The sequence below is a fragment of the Streptosporangium sandarakinum genome (genome assembly GCF_050942225.1).
Classification (GTDB): domain Bacteria; phylum Actinomycetota; class Actinomycetes; order Streptosporangiales; family Streptosporangiaceae; genus Streptosporangium; species Streptosporangium nondiastaticum.
Genome location: NZ_CP192034.1, coordinates 3,489,281 through 3,506,401, shown reverse-complemented (window position 1 = coordinate 3,506,401; position 17,121 = coordinate 3,489,281). Strand labels below are relative to the sequence as shown.

Here is a 17,121-nt window from a genome sequence, read left to right as displayed (position 1 = left end):
GAGCCGCGGTCAGCCGGCCGCGGCCAGCCGGGCGTCGAGCGCGTCGAGGTCGGGGAGGAACCACACGTGCTCTCCCAGGTTCGACTCGTGGACGAGGGCGCGCAGGGCCGAGCTGGCCGCCAGGTGCCGGGAGATGTCCCCGACGACGGCCAGCCGCAGCCGGTGGTTCACGAACTTCTGCATGACCTCGCCGGCGAAGCGGGTGCCCAGGGAGAAGAAGTGCCCGTCCAGCCGGCTCGCGGGCACGGCCACCACCTCGGCGCCGAGGAACGCCGCACCGATCAGGTCCAGCGCGTCCTCCATCGTGGCCACCGGCGGCCCGGCCGGGTCGCACACCAGCACCGGCACCCCGGACAGTTCCCGCATGTCGTCAGGCACCGCCGGCCTCCTTGGCCGGCGCACCAGCGGCCTCCTCGGTGAACGCGCCATCGGCGTCGCCGGGCGCGGCCTCGGGTGAGCCGCCGATCTCCCCGCGGAACGGACCGGCGTCGCCACCGTGTGCGGCCTCAGGCGAGAGGAACGCCGAGACGGACCCGGCCTGGCCGAGGATCGCGTGCCCGACCTCGGGCAGCACGTTCACGACGGCGTGCGGGACGCAGCGGCGCACGCGGCGGGCGGTCTCCGCGGAGTCGAACATGACATCGCGGCCGCCGACCGTCACCAGCACGGGCACGGTCAGGCGGCGCAGCGTGTCGTCGGGGAACACCGGCAGCCGCTCCATACGCGGCTTGAACTCCGTGAAGGTCAGCATCAGGGAGTCGAGGACCGGCCCGGCCTGCGGTGACTTCAGGCCGGTGGCGATCCGCGCCGACCGGCGCAACCCGCGGCGCCCGAACAGGCGCAGCGGCAGCGCCCTGACCATCCAGCCCGTCTTCTGCCGGCCCAGGCCGCCGGGGCACAGCAGGGCCAGGCGCGTCACCCGCCGCGGGCGGCGGACGGCGTAGTCCAGCGCCACCCAGCCGCCGAGGGAGGTTCCGACGATCGAGGCGGCGGTGACCCCGAGGCCGTCCAGCACGTCGTCCAGCCACAGCGCGTGGGCGTCGGAGTCCAGGGGCGGGCGCGACGGCGCGCTCAGGCCCGGCTCGCCGATGAGGTCCACGGCGTAGGTGCGGAAACGCCGCGTCCAGGTGGTGACGTCATCCCGCCACATCGTCGCGTTCGCCCCCGCACCGTGCAGCAGCACCATGGGCGGTGCGCCCTGCGGGCCGGAGACGACGACGAAGGTCTCGCCCTGGCGGGTGGGCACCCGTACCTGCTCGGCGGGGACCGGCCAGTCGTCCAGCGCCTCCCGGTACCGGCGCCGGATCTCCTCCGCGCCGGCCTCGGACCGGTAGATCGCGCTCATGTCGCGAGCACCCCCTCCATGTAGTCGAGCAGCCGTGCGGTGTCCCGCAGGCCGCCCAGGACGATGACCTTCATCCGGGCCCTTTCCTCGTCATAGGTCGTCTCGACCCGAAACGGCTGGTCACCGAGGCGGCGGTCGGTGGCCGCGGCCATCAGGAGGGTGGACAGGCGGTCGGCCGTCTCACGGCTGACCGCGTCGATCTCCACGATGGCCGACACGTCGGTGTGCCGTCGCCGCGCCGTCTCACCCGGCGGCGGAGGCACCGGGCGGCCGGTGAACGCCTCCAGGTCCTCATGCGCGATCCGGTACTGCTTGCCGATGCGGACCGCGGCGAGCCGCCCGTCCCGCACGTAGTTGCGGACGGTGCGCACGTGCAGGCCCAGGTGCTCGGCGACCTGCTCCACGGAGTAGAAGCGATCTGCCATGTGAATACCTTATCTTCCTCTTAGGGAGAGAATAACAGAGTATTTTGCGGAAAATAGGGAGCGTTGGAGTACGACCGGGAGGCCGGAGGACCAGGCAAGGATCAGATGAGGACCAGGCGAGGACCAGGCGAGGACCGGGCAAGGGCCAGGTGAGGGCTAGGTGCCGGCTTCCGGGGCAAAGGGAGACGAGAAGACCCCTTTTTCGTTTCCCCTGAGGACCGGAGGTGGCGGACATGGCAGACACGGTGGCGGACGTCCCGATCGTGGTGGTCGGTCTGATGGGCGCCGGCAAGACCAGCGTCTCGGAACTGCTGGGCGAGGCCCTGAACCGGCCGGTGCGCGACAGCGACGACTACCTTGAGAAGCGCTACGGCATCACCGCGGCGGCGATCGCCGAGACCGCGGGCGTCACCGAGCTGCACGCCCGCGAGGCCGAGCACCTGCTGGACAGTCTCGCCGAACGGCCCGCGCCGATCATCGCCGCCGCGGCCAGCGTCCTGGACGACCCGCGATGCCGGGAGGCGCTCAAACCGGCCCTGGTGGTGTGGCTGGACGCCGAGCCCGAGTTCATCGCCAAGAAGATCGAGGAGAAGCCGCACCGCCCCCGTTTCGGCAAGAAGCCGCTGGATCTGGCGAAGGAACTGTACGAACGCCGGGCCGCGTCCTTCGCCGAGGTGGCCGACCTGCACTTCAAGCGGCCGAAGATGTCCAAGCACGAGGTGGCCCACGCCATCCTGGACCACCTGAAGAAGCAGGCCGGGTAGCGGGGACCGCGCTGGCCGGGTGGTCCGGCGAACGCTTCGCGGCCCCACGGGACGTCCGTCCCGCGGGGCGCGGCGGTTTCCGGGTGACCGGACCCACAGGGCGGCGGTCTCCCCGGACGATCAAGCCCACAGGCCGGTGGCCTCCAGCGCCTCCTCCGGTGAGGAGACGTGCCTGACTCCGGGGACCGGACGCCCCTCGTGGTCGAGGATCCGCCACCCGCCGAGCTGGACCACGGGGACGCGGCCGTGGCGCATCGCGAGCGCCAGCTCCGACAGCGTCCCCCACGACCCGCCGATGACGATCACGGCGTCGCCGGAGTTGGCGATGATGCCGTTCCGGGCCTCCCCGACGCCGGTAGGGATGACGACGGAGAGGTCCGGATTGGCCTGCTCCCGGTCCGGCCGGGACAGGACGCCGACCACCGTGCCGCCCGCCGAGCGGGCCCCGGCCGCCACCGCGGCCATCACGCCCGCGTAGCCGCCGCAGATCACGACCGCGCCGCGCTCGGCCAGCAACCGGCCGACCTCGCGGGCGTTGGACTCGTCCTCGCCCGTGCAGTCACGCGGACCGCACACCGACACCTGGATCGCCACGGTGAGATCCTCCCATCCGGTGCGCCCCGGCCGCGGCGACGAATCAGTGGTCGAGGACGCCGTGGGCGACGCCGTCAGAGGGAAGCGCGGTGACGGGCATGCCGGTGAGGCGCGCGGCCAGCGCCAGGGCGCGGTGCACACCCGCGTCCGGGCCGTCCTCGCCGTTCTCGGTGACCAGTCCGAGGGCGCGCATCTCGGCCAGATGGCGGTCCGGGTCCTCCCCGCCACGTGAGTCGGCGGGGAACTGCGGGTCGAAGTTGAGGATCTCCCGGCCGCCGGTCCAGTGAGTGAACATCTGGTCGTGGTTGACGTTGCGGAACACGGCGGCGGTCACCGTCCCGGCCGACAGCTCCCGCTGTACCTCGTCCAGGGTTCCGGCGTAGCCGTTGTGCTCCACCAGGAGCGTGCCGCCCTCGACCGGATAGGCGTCGACCAGTCCCTCGTCGATCTCGTCCGCCTCCTCCTCGTCGTCGAGCGGTTCGGCGCCGATCCTGCGCAGCGCCTCCTCCGGGGCCACGTCGCGCACGAAGGTGAAGCAGTAGCAGCCGTCGCCGCTTTCGAACCAGTCGTGGTTCGGGGCCTCGGGCAGGGACACGGGATCTCCTCGGTCGGGGGGAAGGTGATCGAATCCTGCCAGGGCCGTCCGACAGTTCGGCGTGGCGCGTTCCCGCCTGGGCGGGCCGGGACCGTACTACCGTCGGCTGGATGAATGCCGAGACGGTTCCGCAGGTGAATGAGGCATTGCGTGCGGCCATGGTCCGCCGACTCCTGGAACTGGGCGCGATCCGCAGGGAGGAGGTCGCCGCGGCGTTCCGGCGCGTGCCGCGGCACGTGTTCACCCCCGAGGCGACGCCGGAGGAGGCGTACGACGCCGAGACGGTCGTCCGGACGAAGTGGGCCGCCGACGGCACCACCATCAGTTCGGTGTCGGCGCCGCATGCAGACCCGGATGATCGAACAGGCCGGGATAAGAAGGGGCATGCGGGTCCTGGAGATCGGCTCGGGCGGGTACAACGCGGCGCTCCTCGCCGAAATCGTCGGACCGGACGGACGGGTCACCACCCTCGACATCGACGCCGACGTCATCGGACGGGCTCGCCGCCTGCCGAACGCCACCGGTTACCCGCACATCGAGGTGGTGCTCGGCGACGGGGAGTTCGGCCACCCGGCGTCCGCTCCCTTCGACGCGGTCATGGTGACGGTCGAGGCGGCGGACATCCCGCCGGCGTGGACCGGGCAGCTCGTCGAGGGCGGTTCTCTCACGGTGCCGCTGCGAATCCGGGGCCTCACCCGCTCGATCGGCTTCACCAGGGCCGGTGACCGGCTGGTGAGCACCTCAAGAGAGCTCTGCGGCTTCGTGCCGATGCAGGGCGCCGGTGAACGGCCGCGCCTGTGGGTGCCGCTGCGCGGTGGGAAGGTACGGCTGCGGTTCGACGAGGAGCCCTGCCCGGCGGACGCCGAAGCGCTGGGGCGCGCGTTCGAGGCGGGGCGGGCATGGACGTGGACGGGTTCCGTCCTGGCGGGCAGGCTGGCCGGCCTGGTGCGGGCATGGGACCGCGACCACCGCCGCGGGCCCGGCCCGCGCTACACCGTCCATCCGGCGGGAACAGCCGTACGGCCCCGCGGCAGCTCCGTGGTGGCCAAGCGCCACGTCGAAATCGTGATCTCCTGGGCCTCCGGGTGACGTCGGGACCGGCCGCACCGGAGTGCTCCACAAGGACGAACCACGTCATTAAGAGCGCCCGGCAGTAGGCGTGCTGGGCGGTCTTAATCGAGTGTGAGAGTCCCGGTCCGGGTGATACAAGGTCTGTGTGCCTGAGCATCTCTACTTCCCCACCCTGCTGCGGATGATCGACGAGCGGTCCGCCGCGTTCCGCGCCGCCGTCGCCGCGGCCCCCAGCCTCGACGCCGATGTCCCGTCCTGCCCGGGCTGGACGCTGTACGACCTGGCGAACCACCTCAGTGAGGGGGACCGCTTCTGGGCCTACATCGTGCTGAACACCGCGCCGGGCGGCGAGCGGCCGAGCAAGGACGGGCTGGCGGCGCCCAGGGAGCGCGAGGCCCTCATAACCTGGCTGGCCGACTCGACGGAGCAGTTGCTTACCGCTCTGCGCGAGGCCGGCCCGGACCGGGGCTGCTGGGCCTGGTGGGAGCCGCTGGCCTCGCCGCACACGGTGGCCGCCGTGGCTCGCCGCCGCGTCCCGGAGTCGATGATCCACACCTACGACGCCCAGCTGGCCTCCGGTACCCCGCAGGAGCTGCCGACGACCGAGGCGGGCGACGCCATCGAGGAGTTCCTCGCCACCGTCTGCACCGGCACGGTCCCGTGGCCGGGTGAGCCCGCCACCATGGACTACCACGCAGCCGAGGCCGGCTCCTGGCGCCAGACGGTGGACGCCGCCGGTTCCCGCTTCACCCGCCTCACCGCGGCGGAGGCCGCCGAGAGCAAGCCCACCGCCGCCATCTACGGCACGGCGAGCGAGATGGCCCTGCTCATGTACATGCGCATCCCGGCTGGCTCGCTGCGGATGGAGGGCGACGCCGACCTGCTCCAGCGGCTGCAGGACTGGGGCTAAGACCGACCGGCGAATGGATCACTTGAGGCGTCGGGTGGTGGGGCGGCCGTCCCAGCGGTAGCGCGGGGTCGCGCGGCGGATGAGCATACGCAGCGTGACGATCGCTGCGGACAGGTAGAGGTAGAAGTCCGCGACGCGGCTGCGCTTCTCGGTACAGCGCCGCAACTTGCCGAAGCCGTTCATCCATGCGTGGCTCCGCGCGCTCGTAGCCGGAGCCGTGGACCAGCGCAGCGATCACGTGCTCGAAGACGGTCCGGTCCGGGATGCGCGGATTGTGGCAGCCAAGCGGGTGCGCGTCGACGTGTTCGGGCGGCAGAGCCACGAACCGGTCCCGCAGGGGTCCGAGCAGGCATGATGGCAGGACAGGCACGAGCCCTCCGGTGATCACTGAGCGTAGAGAACTCCATGATCACCTGGGCTCGTGCCTGCTCGGTATCCGGGGGCGTGCTGGGCATGCCCAGCACGCCTACCGCCGGGCGGTCCGGCTCACATGTAGCGCACGCCCCACATGCGTGAGGGCTGCTTGTCGCAGGTGTACTGGACGGCGGTGCTGCCGTCCGGGCCGATGGTCAGGCACTTGCCGGTCTGCACGTTCTTCAGCTGGTACTGGCGGGCGCCGGCCGTACCCCAGAACATCCAGCGGAGCGCGGGGTGGTCGACGCAGGTGTACTGCACGGCGGTGTAGTTGTTGGCGGTGCTGGTGCCCCCGGCGATGGTCAGGCACTTGCCCGTCTGGGCGTTCCGCAGCATGTACTGGCGGGTGCCCGTCGCGTCCGTCATGGTCCACTGGCGGGTCGGGTAGGCGTCGCACTCGTACTGCGCCGCCCGGAGGTTGTCGGTCGCGCGCCCGCCTCCGGCGACGGTCAGGCACTTGCCGGTCTGCCCGTTCACCAGCATCCCGGTCACGGCCGCCGTCTGCTGTCCCTCCGGGGAGACGTCGGCGGCGGGGTCGGCCTGGGAGCAGGCCGCGGCCGGGAGCACCGGAACGAACAGGGCGGCGGCGGTGACGAGGGTGAGGGCGGAGCGGCGGACTGGGCGGAGAACGGCCATGGGGTTCCTCCCGTGGATGAGCTGGTCGTTTCGTGGTCACGGCGTTCCGGTCCGCGTCCGTGGACCCGCCGCTGGCGCGGCGGCGGAGGTCTCCGGCGGACCGGTGCCCGCGCACGCGGGGAAGCGTGCGCGGGCACCGGGTACGCGGAACCGGGTCGCCTCGGCCTGCCGGGCCCGGGAGGATGCCCGTGAATCGTGTGGTCCGGGCGGCCCCGCAACCGGGCGACGCTCAGTTGTAGCACCGGAAGACGATCTTTCAGGTGGCGACATGCCGTGACCGGGGCAGACGAGCGGGCCCCGGGGCGGTGCGGCACGGCGCGCCGCACCGAGGAGCGGCATATGCCGGGAACATCGTGCCGCGCGCCCGGCTCTCCCTGCCTGACCGGTCACGGCCCGGAGCGAGTCGCGGGTGAGGCCGCCCGGCGCGGGTCACCGGCCGCCGATGAAGTACCGGGCGGGGACGAACAGCTCGTGCCCGGTGTCGAAGACCACCCGCACCCCGGCGGTCGTCCACTCGGTGGTCCTCACGGTGTCGGCGGACGTCTCGATGTCCACCAGGTGCCCGTAGGAGAGGCTGGGATCCCGGCCGACGACGATCAGATGCGTCTCCCCGAGAAGGGTCCTCCTGCGGACCAGGCCCAGCAGGTGCTTCGAATCGTCGCTGTAGGTCACGGTGGCCGGCTGGTCGCTGCGGTAGACCACCTCGAACCGCGGCCACCTCGCCGCGACGGACAGCGCCACACTCAGCAGCACTCCCAGCACGACGCCGAGAACGACCAGCCCGAGTCCCCTCAGCCGCCGTGATCGGCCCGGGCGGCCCGACGGCGGTTCCACGGCGAGGGACGAAATCATCAACGGCCTCCGTAATGGTCGACTGCATGGTTCGTCGCTCCGGCGGGATGAAAAGTTCACGAGCGTTCACGTTCGCTCGCCGGCTCCTCGGCCAGGCGCGATGATGCAGGGTCATATACGGGATGTAATCAACAGGATCCAGCCCATCGGGCAGTGAACGACCTCGGCCCGCATCGGGATGGCCGCACCGGGCCGGTGCGTCCTACAGGGTGCCGGTCAGGTTCAGGGTCCAGCGGCGCGAGGGGTGGTCGTCACACTCGTACTGCACGGCCTCGACGTTGTTCTCCGCGCTCACGCCTCCCGCGATGGTCAGGCACTTGCCGGTCTGCGCGTTGCGCAGCTGGTACTGGCCGTTGCCCGTGACGTCGATCAGGGTCCAGCGGCGCGAGGGGTTGCTGTCACAGGTGTACTGCACGGCCGTGACGTTGTTGGCCGTGCTCACGCCCCCGGCGATGGTCAGGCACTTGCCGGTGTTGACGTTGTGCACCTGGTACTGGCCGGTTCCGGTCACGTCGGCGAGGAACCAGCGGCGGGACGGGTGGGTGTCGCAGGTGTACTGCACGGCCGTGACGTTGTTCTCCGCGCTCACGCCCCCGGCGATGGTCAGGCACTTGCCGGTCTGCACGTTCACCAGTATCACGGTGAGCTGTGCCGGGCGGCGGGCGGCGGTCCCTGCCCCGGCACGGTCCACTGCCCCTGTCCCGTCCCCGGCTCCGGTGCCGGTCCCTGTCTCGGTCCTGGCTCCGGTCCCGATCCCGGTCCCGGTCCCGGTCCCGGTCCCGACGGGAGCGACGGGTACGGCGTCGGCACGGGCGGCGGGTACGGCGTCGGCGAGGGCTGCGGCCGGGAGCGCCGGGGGCAGGGAGGCCAGGGCGGGGAGCGCCGAGGCGAGAAGGGCCGTGACGGCGAGGGCGCGGCGGTGGACGGTCATGGGTTCCTCCCGTGGACGAGCGGTCGTTTCGTACTTCCGGCCGCGCGTGTCCGTGCCTGCCGGAAGCACGCTCGCGCGGGACGGGGAAGCGGGCGCGCGTGAGGCCGAGCCGCCCGGGGCACGGGGTCGGGAGGAGGCCCCGGCGATCGTGGATCTCGGCGTGGCGGCCCCGCGACAGGACGACGCCTCTCGTTGTAACAGGTGGGGGTGCCCGCCCGGTGACGCCATGCCGTACCGGGGCGCGGGCACGGACGGATACGGGACCGCCGTACCGGGCCGCGGGCACGGATGGACTCGGGCCCGCCGTGCCGGGGCGCGGGCACGGACGGACGCGGGTCCGCCGTACCGGAGGTCCGGTACGGCGGGCCCGCGCGGGAGGGGACGGTCAGGCGAGGTTGAGCTGCCAGGAGACGCCGAAGCGGTCCGCGACCCAGGCGAAGCGCTTGCTGAAGCCGTAGGAGTCGAGCGGCATCATGGTCCCGCCCCCCTCCGAGAGCGCCGCGTACAGCCGCTCGATCTCCGCGTCGGAGTCGCACTGGACGTACAGCGAGACCGCCGGGGTGAAGATGAAGCCGTGCGACACCGAGCTGTCGATGGCCATGTACTCCTGGCCCGCCAGGGTGAAGGTGGCGTGCTGCACGCTGCCCTCCTTGCCGGGGCCCTCGGGGCCGTAGCGGGTGACGGCGAGGATCTCCGCGTCGTCGAACAGCGAGGTGTAGAACGTCATCGCCTCCTCGGCGGCGCCCTCGAACATCAGGAAAGTGGTGATCTTCTGCGTCATCGTGCGGGTTCCTCTCAGCGGGTGGGGAAAGCGGTTCAGGGGGTGTAGAAGGCGATGGTCCGCTCGGCCGCCGCGGTGGCCTGTTCCTCGGTGGCCCCGGCGGCGCGGTGGGCCTCGCCCCAGGCACGGCCGCTGGCCGCGATGAAGTCCGCGCCCTCTGGGGTACGGCCGAAGCCGTCGGGGTCCGAGACCGACCTGCCCGTCCGCAGGTGCAGGACCAGGCCCAGCAGCGCCAGGTCCCAGCCGAGGCCGACGGCTCCGGGGCCGTACTCGTCCCACATCTCCGGCGGGACGGCGGCGGTGTGGCACAGCTCCAGCAGCGTGGCGTCGCCGTCCTCGGCCAGCCGTACCTCGACCTCGGAGGTCCCGCCGCCGAAGACCCAGGTGAGCTTCAGGTGGCGGGGCGGCTCGCAGGTGAGGATCTCGCCGCCGGCGTTGCCCTGGATCTGGTAATGGCCGCCTTCCCGCAGGTCGCCGGTGACCGGGGAGAACCAGCGGGCGATGCGGTCGGCGGTGGTGATGGCGTCCCAGACGTCCTTGACCTCGGCGTGGTAGCGGCGCCGGATCAGGACGGTCCTGGTCTCGCCGTCCGCTCCCACCTCCCGGTGGGCGAGGCCGATCTCGTTGACGATGTCCTTCATCGGTTCTCCTCGTGTCCGGGGTCTTCCTCGGGGCCGGGTCCGGGACCGGGGCCGTCGGCGATGCGGCGCTCGCGCCTGCCGCGGGCCAGCTCGGTCGCCAGCGCGTCGAGACGCTGCTCCCAGAACCGGCGGAAGCGGTCCAGCCACATGTCGACCTCCCGCAGCGGCGCCGCTTCGACGGCGTACAGCCGCCTGGTGCCCTCGGCCCGCACCCTGGCGAAGCCGTTGTCGCGCAGGACCCGCAGATGCTGGGAGACCGCCGGCTGGGAGATCCCGTACTCGTCTCTGATCACGGCGGTCACCTCGCCGGAGCTCAGCTCACCGTCGGCCAGCAGCTCCAGGATCCGGCGCCGGACCGGGTCCCCGAGGACGTCGAATGCGTGCACGCGACAATGATTCAGCCAACACTTATATAAGTCAAGACGTATGCTTTGTTTCCTCGACCGAACCCGGAGCGCCGTGGGCGCCGGGGCGGCGTGACCCGGCTCGACATGATCGACGACCGGGCCGCCGGACTCGGCGGGCGGGTAGCGGCCGGCAACCCGCGAGAGCCTGCCCGCCCGGACACGCGCCGTTCCGCGGCGAGGCGCCTGCTCACGCCTTGGTCTGGGTGAGCGCGCTCCAGCCGTGTTCCAGGAGGTCGAAGGCCCGGGTGATGGCCTCGCGGGGATCGTCGCAGGCGTAGGCCGCGCGGGGGGCTTCGAGGGCGAAGTGGGCCAGGGCGGCGCAGACGGGGTCGCCCGCGGCGAGGCCGCTCTCCTCGGCGATGGCCCGGGCGAGTACGGCGGTGTGACGCAGCCACATGTTCTGGGCATAGTCGCGCAGCGCGGGAGTACCGGCCACCAGCTCGGCGAAGGCGGCGAAGCCGGCGTCGCCGTCGGCGGCGGCCAGCCGGGTGGTCAGGGCGTGCTCGCGCAGCGCGGCGGGGATGGACCGGCCCTCGGGCCGCTCGCGGACGGCGGCGAGCAGGCGGGCCTCCTGGTCTGCGTCCTCGTCGAAGACGAGGGCCTCCTTGACCGGGAAGTGCTTGAACAGCGTGGTGGTGGACACGTCGGCGGCGTCCGCGATCTCGCGAATGCCGACCTCGTCGTATCCGCGCTCCAGGAACAGGCGCAGCGCGGCGTCGGCGATGGCCCGGCGGGTGGCGGCCTTCTTGCGTTCGCGGCGCCCCACCGGCGCAGGGGAGGTGGCGGTCGTGGTGCTGGGCATACCGGCACCCTACCTTCTCGGTTGACCGACTTCAAAAGTTGAGTTGTTGCACTTATTGAGTTGGTGTGCTTTTCTGGGGAAGCGGTTCCGAGGCGACGCCCGGCCGCCCTTTCCTCTCGCCCTCTCGGCGAGGCCCCGCCGACCCCCTGGTCCAGGCGCCCCTTCAGCACGGCGGTCACGGCGGTCACTGCACTGCCTCATGGAACGAACGGAACGAACGGAGCACCACCATGAACACCACCCCGGCACCCCGCATCGCCATCATCGGAGCCGGCCCCGGCGGCCTGACCTGCGCCCGTATCCTCCAGCGGCACGGCATCACCGCCGCCGTCTACGACCGCGACGCCGGCCCCGCCGCCCGCGACCAGGGCGGCTCCCTCGACCTGCACGCCGACAACGGCCAGATCGCCCTACGCGAAGCCGGTCTCCTGGAGGAGTTCTTCCGACTGGCCCGGCCCGAGGGCCAGGAGATGCGCCAGATGGACCCGGACGGCACGATCCTCTTCCACCACGTCCCCGAGCAGGACGAGCGGTTCAAACCGGAGATCGACCGCGGCCGGCTGCGCGACCTGCTGCTCGGCTCGCTTCAGCCCGGCACCGTGCGCTGGGGCCACACCCTGCGGACCGTCGGCGGCCCCGCCGAAGGCCCCCGGCGGCTGCACTTCGCGGGCGGCGCCACCATCGAAGCCGACCTCGTCATCGGCGCCGACGGCGCCTGGTCCGAGGTCCGCCGCGCCGTCTCCCAGGCCACCCCCCACTACAGCGGCGTGAGTTTCCTGGAAGCCTGGTTCCACGACGTCACGACCCGGCACCCCGACATCGCCGAGCTCGTCGGCCAGGGCAGCGCCGCCGCGGCCGACGGCGACCGCGGCCTGTTCGCCCAGCGCAACGGCGGCGACCACATCCGCGTCTACATCATCCAGCGCGTCCCGGCCGACTGGATCACCGCCGGCGGTCTCACCCCACAGGCCACCGACGGCATCCGCGCCCTCCTCCTGGAGCGCTACCGCGACTGGTCGCCCCGCCTGCGCCGGCTGATCACCGACAACGACGGCCCCTACGTCGACCGCCCGATCTTCGCCCTGCCCGTCCCGCACGTCTGGGAGCACGACCCCACGGTGACCCTGCTCGGCGACGCCGCCCACCTCATGCCCCCGCTCGGCGTCGGCGTCAACCTCGCCATGCTGGACGCCTGCGAACTCGCCCTCGCCATCGCCCGCCACGACACCGTCGGCGAAGCCGTCCACGCCTACGAGAAGACCATGCTTCCCCGCTCCACGGAGACGGCCCGGCTCCTCGACGGCGCCGCCGACGGGCTGCTGTCCGCCGAGCTACCCGACTTCGCCACCGCCGACGACCACTGACCGTCCCTCATCGCCAAGGTGGTCAGGGCAGGGCGGCGGCGCTCGCGCGGGTCCGGCCCGTACCGGCCCCGGCGGGGACGATTTTCCGATCCCGGAAGTGAATCTGACCCTGGGCCGCCGCTCGAATGACCTTGCATGGGGCACAGCCAACAGGTGGACAGGGGAAGATCCGGTCTCGGCGCGGCGGGGGACGCGACGGAGGGGATGCGGCCCGCCGGAAGGCCCGCCGGAAGAGCCGGGAGGCCCGCCGCGCGGGAGGGATCACCGGTCGCCGGCGGCCCGCGGGTGCTCGGCCTGCTCGGCGGCGCCCTGCTCCTGGCGATGGTCGCGGCCCAGGTCGCGTCTGGGCTGCAGCCGCGGCCGATCCTGCTGACCAGCGTGGTGGTGATCCTGCTGGCGGCGGGCGCGGTGGTCTTCGCGGCGCGGGCCCACACCTTCCCGAGGGCGGTCGCGGCGTTCGCCGCGGCGGTTCTCAGCGGCTACGCCGCGGAGTGGATCGGAATCCGGACCGGCCTGCCGTTCGGCCCCTACCACTACACCGGCGTGTTGCGGCCGCAGCTCGGCTCGGTGCCGGTGATCGTGGCCCTGGCCTGGGGCGGCATGGGGCTGGCGGCCCACGCGACGGCCGCGGCCGTCTTCCCGGCGGCGACGGCGTACGGCAGGGCCGCGCGGGTCGCCACGGGTGCGGCGGCGCTGACCGCCTGGGACCTGTTCCTCGACCCGCAGATGCTCCGGCTGGGCCTGTGGGTGTGGCACGACGGCGGGCCGTACCGGGGTGTCCCGCTGAGCAACTTCGCCGGCTGGCTGCTGGTGTCGGCGCTGGTCATGGTGCTGATCGACGTCATCGTGGCCGACCCGGCGGCGCGGAGCGCCGGGCTGCGGTCCGTCTACGCGGTGATGGCGTTCATGGAGACCGTCGGGTTCGCGGCGGTGTTCGACCCGCCGGACCGGCTGGTGGCGGCGGCGGGAGGGGCGTGCATGGGCGTGTTCGCCGTACTGGCGTGGTGGCGCGGGCGCCGGGCGGGACCGGCGTGACGCCCCGGGGCCCGGCCCGCGAAGAGAACGGGGACCCCGGGAAAGCCCGTGAAGAGGACGGGACCCGGAAGCGGAGCGGCGGAGAGAGCGGAAGGGCGGCGGAGGCGGCGGTGAGTGTGGAAAGGACGGCCGGAACGGCGGAACGGGCGGCCGGGGCGGCGGAGGCGGCGGTGAGTGTGGAAAGGGAGGACGGGGTGGCGGGAACGGCGGAGCGGGCGGCCGAGGTGGTCGTGGTCGGCGGCGGGGTGGGCGGCATGGTGTCGGCGCTGCTGCTGGCCCGGCGCGGGTACCGGGTGCGGCTGTACGAGCGGCGTGACCGGCTGGGCGGCAAGCTGGCCGAGCACGTCCGGGACGGCTTCACCTTCTCGATCGGCCCGTCCCTGCTGACGCTGCCCGAGGTGTTCACCGGCCTCGGCCTGGAACTGGACCTGGTGGAGCTGGACGAGCTGTGCCGCTACCGCTTCGCCGACGGCTCGACGCTGTCGGCCCGGCGCGACCCGGGCCGGATGGCGGCGGAGGTGGACCGGCTGGCCCCGGGTGAGGGCCGCAACTGGCTGGCCTTCCACGACTGGGCGCGGGACTGCTTCGCGGCGGCCCGGCGGGCGTTCTTCGCCGGCCCCCTCCTCCCCTCCTGGCCGCCGGCCCGGCCGCCGTCCGGCGGGGCCCGCCTGTCGGACCTGACGGCGGTCGCGCCGGGCCGTACGGTGGCCGGGCTGGCCCGGCGGTTCTTCGCCGACCCCCGGATGCGTCAGTACGTCGGCCGCTACGCGACCTACGCGGGCTCCAGCCCCTACCGGGCCCCGGCGGCGCTGGCCTGCATCCCGGGGATCGAGCACGGCGAGGGCGGCTGGTACGTGCCGGGCGGCCTGCCTCGCATCGCCGACGCGCTGGCCGCGCTGCTGGACAAGGCGGGCGTGGAGGTCCGTCTCGGCGCCGAGGTGCTCGACGTGCTGGACGACGGCACGCGGGTCACGGGTGTACGGCTCGCCTCCGGGGAACGGGACCGCGCCGACGTGGTGGTGGCCAACACCGACGCGGCGGCGCTGTACGGACGGCTGATGCCGGACCGGCGGCGGCTGCGGCGCATCGCCCGGCTGGGCACGTCGTCGTCGGCGTTCCTGCTGCTGGCGGGGGTGGAGGGCCGGACCGAGGGGCTGGCGCACCACTCCGTCGTCTTCTCGGCCGACTACGAGCGGGAGTTCGGCGACATCTTCGACCGGCGGGTGCCGCCCGCCGACCCGACCGTCTACATCGGCTGCTCGGCGGTGCACGATCCGACACAGGCGCCGGAGGGCACGGAGAACTGGACGATGCTGGTCAACGTCCCGGCCCGCGACCCGGGCCGGTGGCCGATGACGCCGGAGGCGTACCGGGACCTGGTGCTGGAGCGGCTGGCCGCCCGGGGACACGACCTGTCCGGACGGCTGCGGTTCGTGGACCTGTTCACCCCGGCCGACCTGCGGGAACGCTACGGCTCCTGGGGCGGGTCGATCTACGGCGGCGCCTACTCCGGGCGGCTGTCCACCTTCCGCCGCCCCGGCAACCGGGGGCCGCGGCGCGGCCTGTACCTGGTCGGCGGCTCAGTGCACCCGGGCGGCGGATTGCCCCTGGTGGCGATGGGCGGGCGCATCGTCGCCTCGCTGGTGGAGGAGGACTTCCCGTATTGAGCGCCACACCGGAGGTCACGTCGGAAGGGATGCCGGAAGTCATATCGGGGGTCACGTTGACGGTCGCCGTGCCGGGAACCGCGTTGGAGACCGTGCCGGGAGTCGTCCCGGGAACGACCGCACCGGGGACCGCCGTATCGAAGGGAGCCATCGGATGAGGCTCCTCACCGCGGCGCAGGCCGCGGCCGCGGTGGTCGTGGCGGTGCGGCTGGCGCGGGGACGTGACCGGCTGCCCCCGCTGGCGCCCGTCGCCGGCGCCGCCGGGCGGGTCTCGGTGGTGATCCCCGCCCGCGACGAGGAGCACCGCATCGGCCCGTGTCTGGCGGCGGTGCTGGCCGACCCGGCCGTGGCGGAGGTGATCGTCGTCGACGACGAGTCGGCCGACGGCACGGCACGGCTGGCCGCCGGGCTGGGGGCGAGGGTCGTCGCGGGTGAGCCGCTGCCCGCGGGCTGGGTGGGCAAGCAGTGGGCGTTGCGGCAGGGCGTCCGGGCGGCCTCGGGGGACGTCGTGGTGACCCTCGACGCCGACGCCCGGCCGAAGCCGGGGCTGTTCGGCGCGCTGTCGGCCGCGCTGGACCGCTACGACCTGGTGAGCGTGGGCCCGAAGTTCGTCTGCGACGGGGTGGCCGAGCAGGCGCTGCACGCGTCGTTCCTGGCGACGCTGGTCTACCGGCTCGGTCCCATCGGCCCGTCCACTCCCCCGCCGCCGCGCCGCGTGATGGCCAACGGCCAGTGCATGGCCTTCCGTCGTACGGCGATGCTGGCGGCGGACGGGTTCGCCCGGGTGCGCGGGCACATGACCGACGACGTGGCGCTGGCCCGGGAGCTGGCGGCCGGCGGCTGGTCGGTGGGGTTCCTGGAGGCCGGGGGCCTGCTCGAGGTGGACATGCACTCCTCGGCGGCCGAGGTGTGGCGGGAGTGGGGGCGGTCGCTGCCGCTGCGCGACGTCACTTCTCCCGGGCGGCGGGCCGCCGACCTGGCCGTGGTGTGGCTGACCGCCGCGTTGCCGGTGCTGCGGCTGGCGGCCGGGCGGCCGACCGGGCTGGACGCGGGGCTGCTGGCCGTACGGCTGCTGCTGACCGGGGCGCTGCGCGGCAGCTACGTCCGGCCGGGGCCGGGCGTACCGCTGTCTCCGCTGCTGGACCCGCTGGCGGCGCTGCGGCTGACGCAGGCGACGCTGCGGCCGGTGCGCCACTGGCGTGGCCGCGTCTACCCGGACTCGGCCGGGGTCACGACGGCCGGGACGTCCGTCCGGCCCGGGACGCCTGCCCGAAGCGCAGACCGATGAGGCACATCAGCGCCCCGGTGGCCGCCACGTACCCGGCCGGGGCGAGCAGGAGCTGCAGCACCGGCAGGCCGAACACGCCGACCCGCGCGCCGGCGGCGAAGGACCGGGTGACCAGCGTCGTCACGACCAGGGCCGCGACGCCGAGCAGGAACGCGGGCGGGCAGATCACCGCGAAGCCGCCCGCGAAGGTGAGGACGGACCGGCCGCCCCGGAACCCGGCGAAGACCGGCCAGGCGTGGCCGGCCATCGCGGCGGCCACCGCCAGGTACACCGGGACGGCGCCGGCGGCGGTCACCCCGCCGGGCCAGGTGAGCCGCCCTCCGGTGACGGCCAGGGCGAGCAGTCCGGCGAGGGCGCCTTTGAGCATGTCACCGGCGAAGACCGGCACCGCCGCCCGCCGGCCCAGCAGTTCCATGACGTTCCAGAAGCCGGGGTTCCGGTCGCCCGCCTCCCGGGGGTCGAGGCCGTGCGCCCGGGCGACGAGCACCGCGACCGGCACCGAGCCGAGAAGGTAGCCGCCGATGACCGAGACGAGCACCGCGAGCGCGCCGGGCAGGCCGGGCAGAGGAGTCATCGCTTCTTTCCATCTCACGAGATAT

20 protein-coding genes and 1 pseudogene are annotated in these 17,121 nt (G+C 73.2%); 7 read left to right on the top strand and 14 right to left on the bottom strand.

The window, feature by feature from the left end:
* Positions 1–9: 9 nt before the first annotated feature.
* From ACQP10_RS16075 to ACQP10_RS16065, 3 genes are read right to left on the bottom strand one after another with little or no spacing between them, the layout of a single operon-like run.
* Complete coding sequence (locus ACQP10_RS16075; RefSeq protein WP_346019905.1) at positions 10–378, bottom strand: DUF4180 domain-containing protein; 369 nt, start codon at positions 376–378, stop codon at positions 10–12.
* Positions 371–1,345 carry an alpha/beta fold hydrolase gene (locus ACQP10_RS16070; RefSeq protein ID WP_433541637.1) on the bottom strand — a complete coding sequence of 325 codons (975 nt, stop codon included), beginning with the start codon at positions 1,343–1,345 and terminating at the stop codon, positions 371–373. The genes ACQP10_RS16075 and ACQP10_RS16070 overlap by 8 nt, the downstream gene beginning before the upstream one ends.
* The gene (locus ACQP10_RS16065) at positions 1,342–1,770 is read right to left on the bottom strand and encodes a helix-turn-helix domain-containing protein (RefSeq protein ID WP_433541636.1); all 429 of its coding nucleotides are present in this window, start codon (positions 1,768–1,770) and stop codon (positions 1,342–1,344) included. Before ACQP10_RS16065 ends, ACQP10_RS16070 begins: the two co-directional genes overlap by 4 nt.
* A 233-nt stretch (positions 1,771–2,003) precedes the next feature.
* On the opposite strand from ACQP10_RS16065, the gene ACQP10_RS16060 reads away from it, so the two are divergent.
* Complete coding sequence (locus ACQP10_RS16060) at positions 2,004–2,534, top strand: shikimate kinase (RefSeq protein WP_346019908.1); 531 nt, start codon at positions 2,004–2,006, stop codon at positions 2,532–2,534.
* A gap of 120 nt (positions 2,535–2,654) precedes the next feature.
* On the opposite strand, the gene ACQP10_RS16055 is transcribed toward ACQP10_RS16060, so the two are convergent.
* Both ACQP10_RS16055 and ACQP10_RS16050 read right to left on the bottom strand, forming a co-directional pair.
* Complete coding sequence (locus ACQP10_RS16055) at positions 2,655–3,128, bottom strand: TIGR00725 family protein (protein WP_433541635.1); 474 nt, start codon at positions 3,126–3,128, stop codon at positions 2,655–2,657.
* Positions 3,129–3,171: 43 nt separating this feature from the next.
* A complete protein-coding gene (locus ACQP10_RS16050; RefSeq protein ID WP_433541634.1) occupies positions 3,172–3,723 on the bottom strand; it encodes a DUF6461 domain-containing protein in 552 nt (183 codons plus the stop codon).
* Positions 3,724–4,065: 342 nt separating this feature from the next.
* On the opposite strand from ACQP10_RS16050, the gene ACQP10_RS16045 reads away from it, so the two are divergent.
* Positions 4,066–4,812, top strand: coding sequence for a methyltransferase domain-containing protein (locus tag ACQP10_RS16045; RefSeq protein ID WP_433541633.1), 747 nt, complete (start codon positions 4,066–4,068; stop codon positions 4,810–4,812).
* A 127-nt stretch (positions 4,813–4,939) separates the two neighbouring features.
* Positions 4,940–5,704 (top strand): maleylpyruvate isomerase family mycothiol-dependent enzyme, encoded by a 765-nt coding sequence (locus tag ACQP10_RS16040; protein ID WP_346023431.1) that lies wholly within the window; start codon positions 4,940–4,942, stop codon positions 5,702–5,704.
* An 18-nt stretch (positions 5,705–5,722) separates the two neighbouring features.
* Here ACQP10_RS16040 and ACQP10_RS16035 read toward each other — a convergent pair.
* The 8 genes and pseudogenes from ACQP10_RS16035 to ACQP10_RS16000 all read right to left on the bottom strand — a co-directional run bounded on the left by ACQP10_RS16035 (position 5,723) and on the right by ACQP10_RS16000 (position 11,168).
* Positions 5,723–6,074: pseudogene (locus ACQP10_RS16035) on the bottom strand (hypothetical protein).
* 116 nt (positions 6,075–6,190) lie between these two features.
* A complete protein-coding gene (locus ACQP10_RS16030) occupies positions 6,191–6,754 on the bottom strand; it encodes an RICIN domain-containing protein (RefSeq protein WP_346023430.1) in 564 nt (187 codons plus the stop codon).
* Between the two features lie 429 nt (positions 6,755–7,183).
* Positions 7,184–7,606 carry a hypothetical protein gene (locus ACQP10_RS16025; protein ID WP_346023429.1) on the bottom strand — a complete coding sequence of 141 codons (423 nt, stop codon included), beginning with the start codon at positions 7,604–7,606 and terminating at the stop codon, positions 7,184–7,186.
* A gap of 202 nt (positions 7,607–7,808) precedes the next feature.
* On the bottom strand, positions 7,809–8,537 hold the full coding sequence (locus tag ACQP10_RS16020; protein ID WP_433541632.1) for an RICIN domain-containing protein: 729 nt from the start codon (positions 8,535–8,537) through the stop codon (positions 7,809–7,811).
* Positions 8,538–8,922: 385 nt separating this feature from the next.
* Positions 8,923–9,318, bottom strand: a complete 396-nt coding sequence (locus tag ACQP10_RS16015; protein ID WP_389995689.1) for a VOC family protein — start codon at positions 9,316–9,318, stop codon at positions 8,923–8,925.
* A gap of 35 nt (positions 9,319–9,353) precedes the next feature.
* Positions 9,354–9,959, bottom strand: a complete 606-nt coding sequence (locus ACQP10_RS16010; RefSeq protein ID WP_346023426.1) for an SRPBCC family protein — start codon at positions 9,957–9,959, stop codon at positions 9,354–9,356.
* Positions 9,956–10,345, bottom strand: coding sequence for an ArsR/SmtB family transcription factor (locus ACQP10_RS16005; protein ID WP_346023425.1), 390 nt, complete (start codon positions 10,343–10,345; stop codon positions 9,956–9,958). Before ACQP10_RS16005 ends, ACQP10_RS16010 begins: the two co-directional genes overlap by 4 nt.
* Positions 10,346–10,553: 208 nt before the next feature.
* Entirely contained in the window at positions 10,554–11,168 is a 615-nt protein-coding gene (locus ACQP10_RS16000) for a TetR/AcrR family transcriptional regulator (protein WP_346023424.1), read from the bottom strand.
* A 230-nt stretch (positions 11,169–11,398) separates the two neighbouring features.
* Here ACQP10_RS16000 and ACQP10_RS15995 point away from each other — a divergent pair, with 230 nt between their 5' ends.
* The 4 genes from ACQP10_RS15995 to ACQP10_RS15980 all read left to right on the top strand — a co-directional run bounded on the left by ACQP10_RS15995 (position 11,399) and on the right by ACQP10_RS15980 (position 16,522).
* Complete coding sequence (locus tag ACQP10_RS15995) at positions 11,399–12,532, top strand: FAD-dependent oxidoreductase (protein ID WP_389995684.1); 1,134 nt, start codon at positions 11,399–11,401, stop codon at positions 12,530–12,532.
* Positions 12,533–12,667: 135 nt separating this feature from the next.
* Entirely contained in the window at positions 12,668–13,567 is a 900-nt protein-coding gene (locus tag ACQP10_RS15990) for a carotenoid biosynthesis protein (RefSeq protein ID WP_389995681.1), read from the top strand.
* Positions 13,568–13,737: 170 nt separating this feature from the next.
* Positions 13,738–15,234, top strand: a complete 1,497-nt coding sequence (locus ACQP10_RS15985; protein ID WP_399500338.1) for a phytoene desaturase family protein — start codon at positions 13,738–13,740, stop codon at positions 15,232–15,234.
* A 154-nt stretch (positions 15,235–15,388) separates the two neighbouring features.
* On the top strand, positions 15,389–16,522 hold the full coding sequence (locus ACQP10_RS15980) for a glycosyltransferase (RefSeq protein WP_399500339.1): 1,134 nt from the start codon (positions 15,389–15,391) through the stop codon (positions 16,520–16,522).
* Here the strand turns inward: ACQP10_RS15980 and ACQP10_RS15975 are convergent.
* Positions 16,464–17,096, bottom strand: a complete 633-nt coding sequence (locus ACQP10_RS15975) for a glycerol-3-phosphate acyltransferase (RefSeq protein ID WP_433541631.1) — start codon at positions 17,094–17,096, stop codon at positions 16,464–16,466. The genes ACQP10_RS15980 and ACQP10_RS15975 overlap by 59 nt on opposite strands.
* Positions 17,097–17,121: the final 25 nt, after the last annotated feature.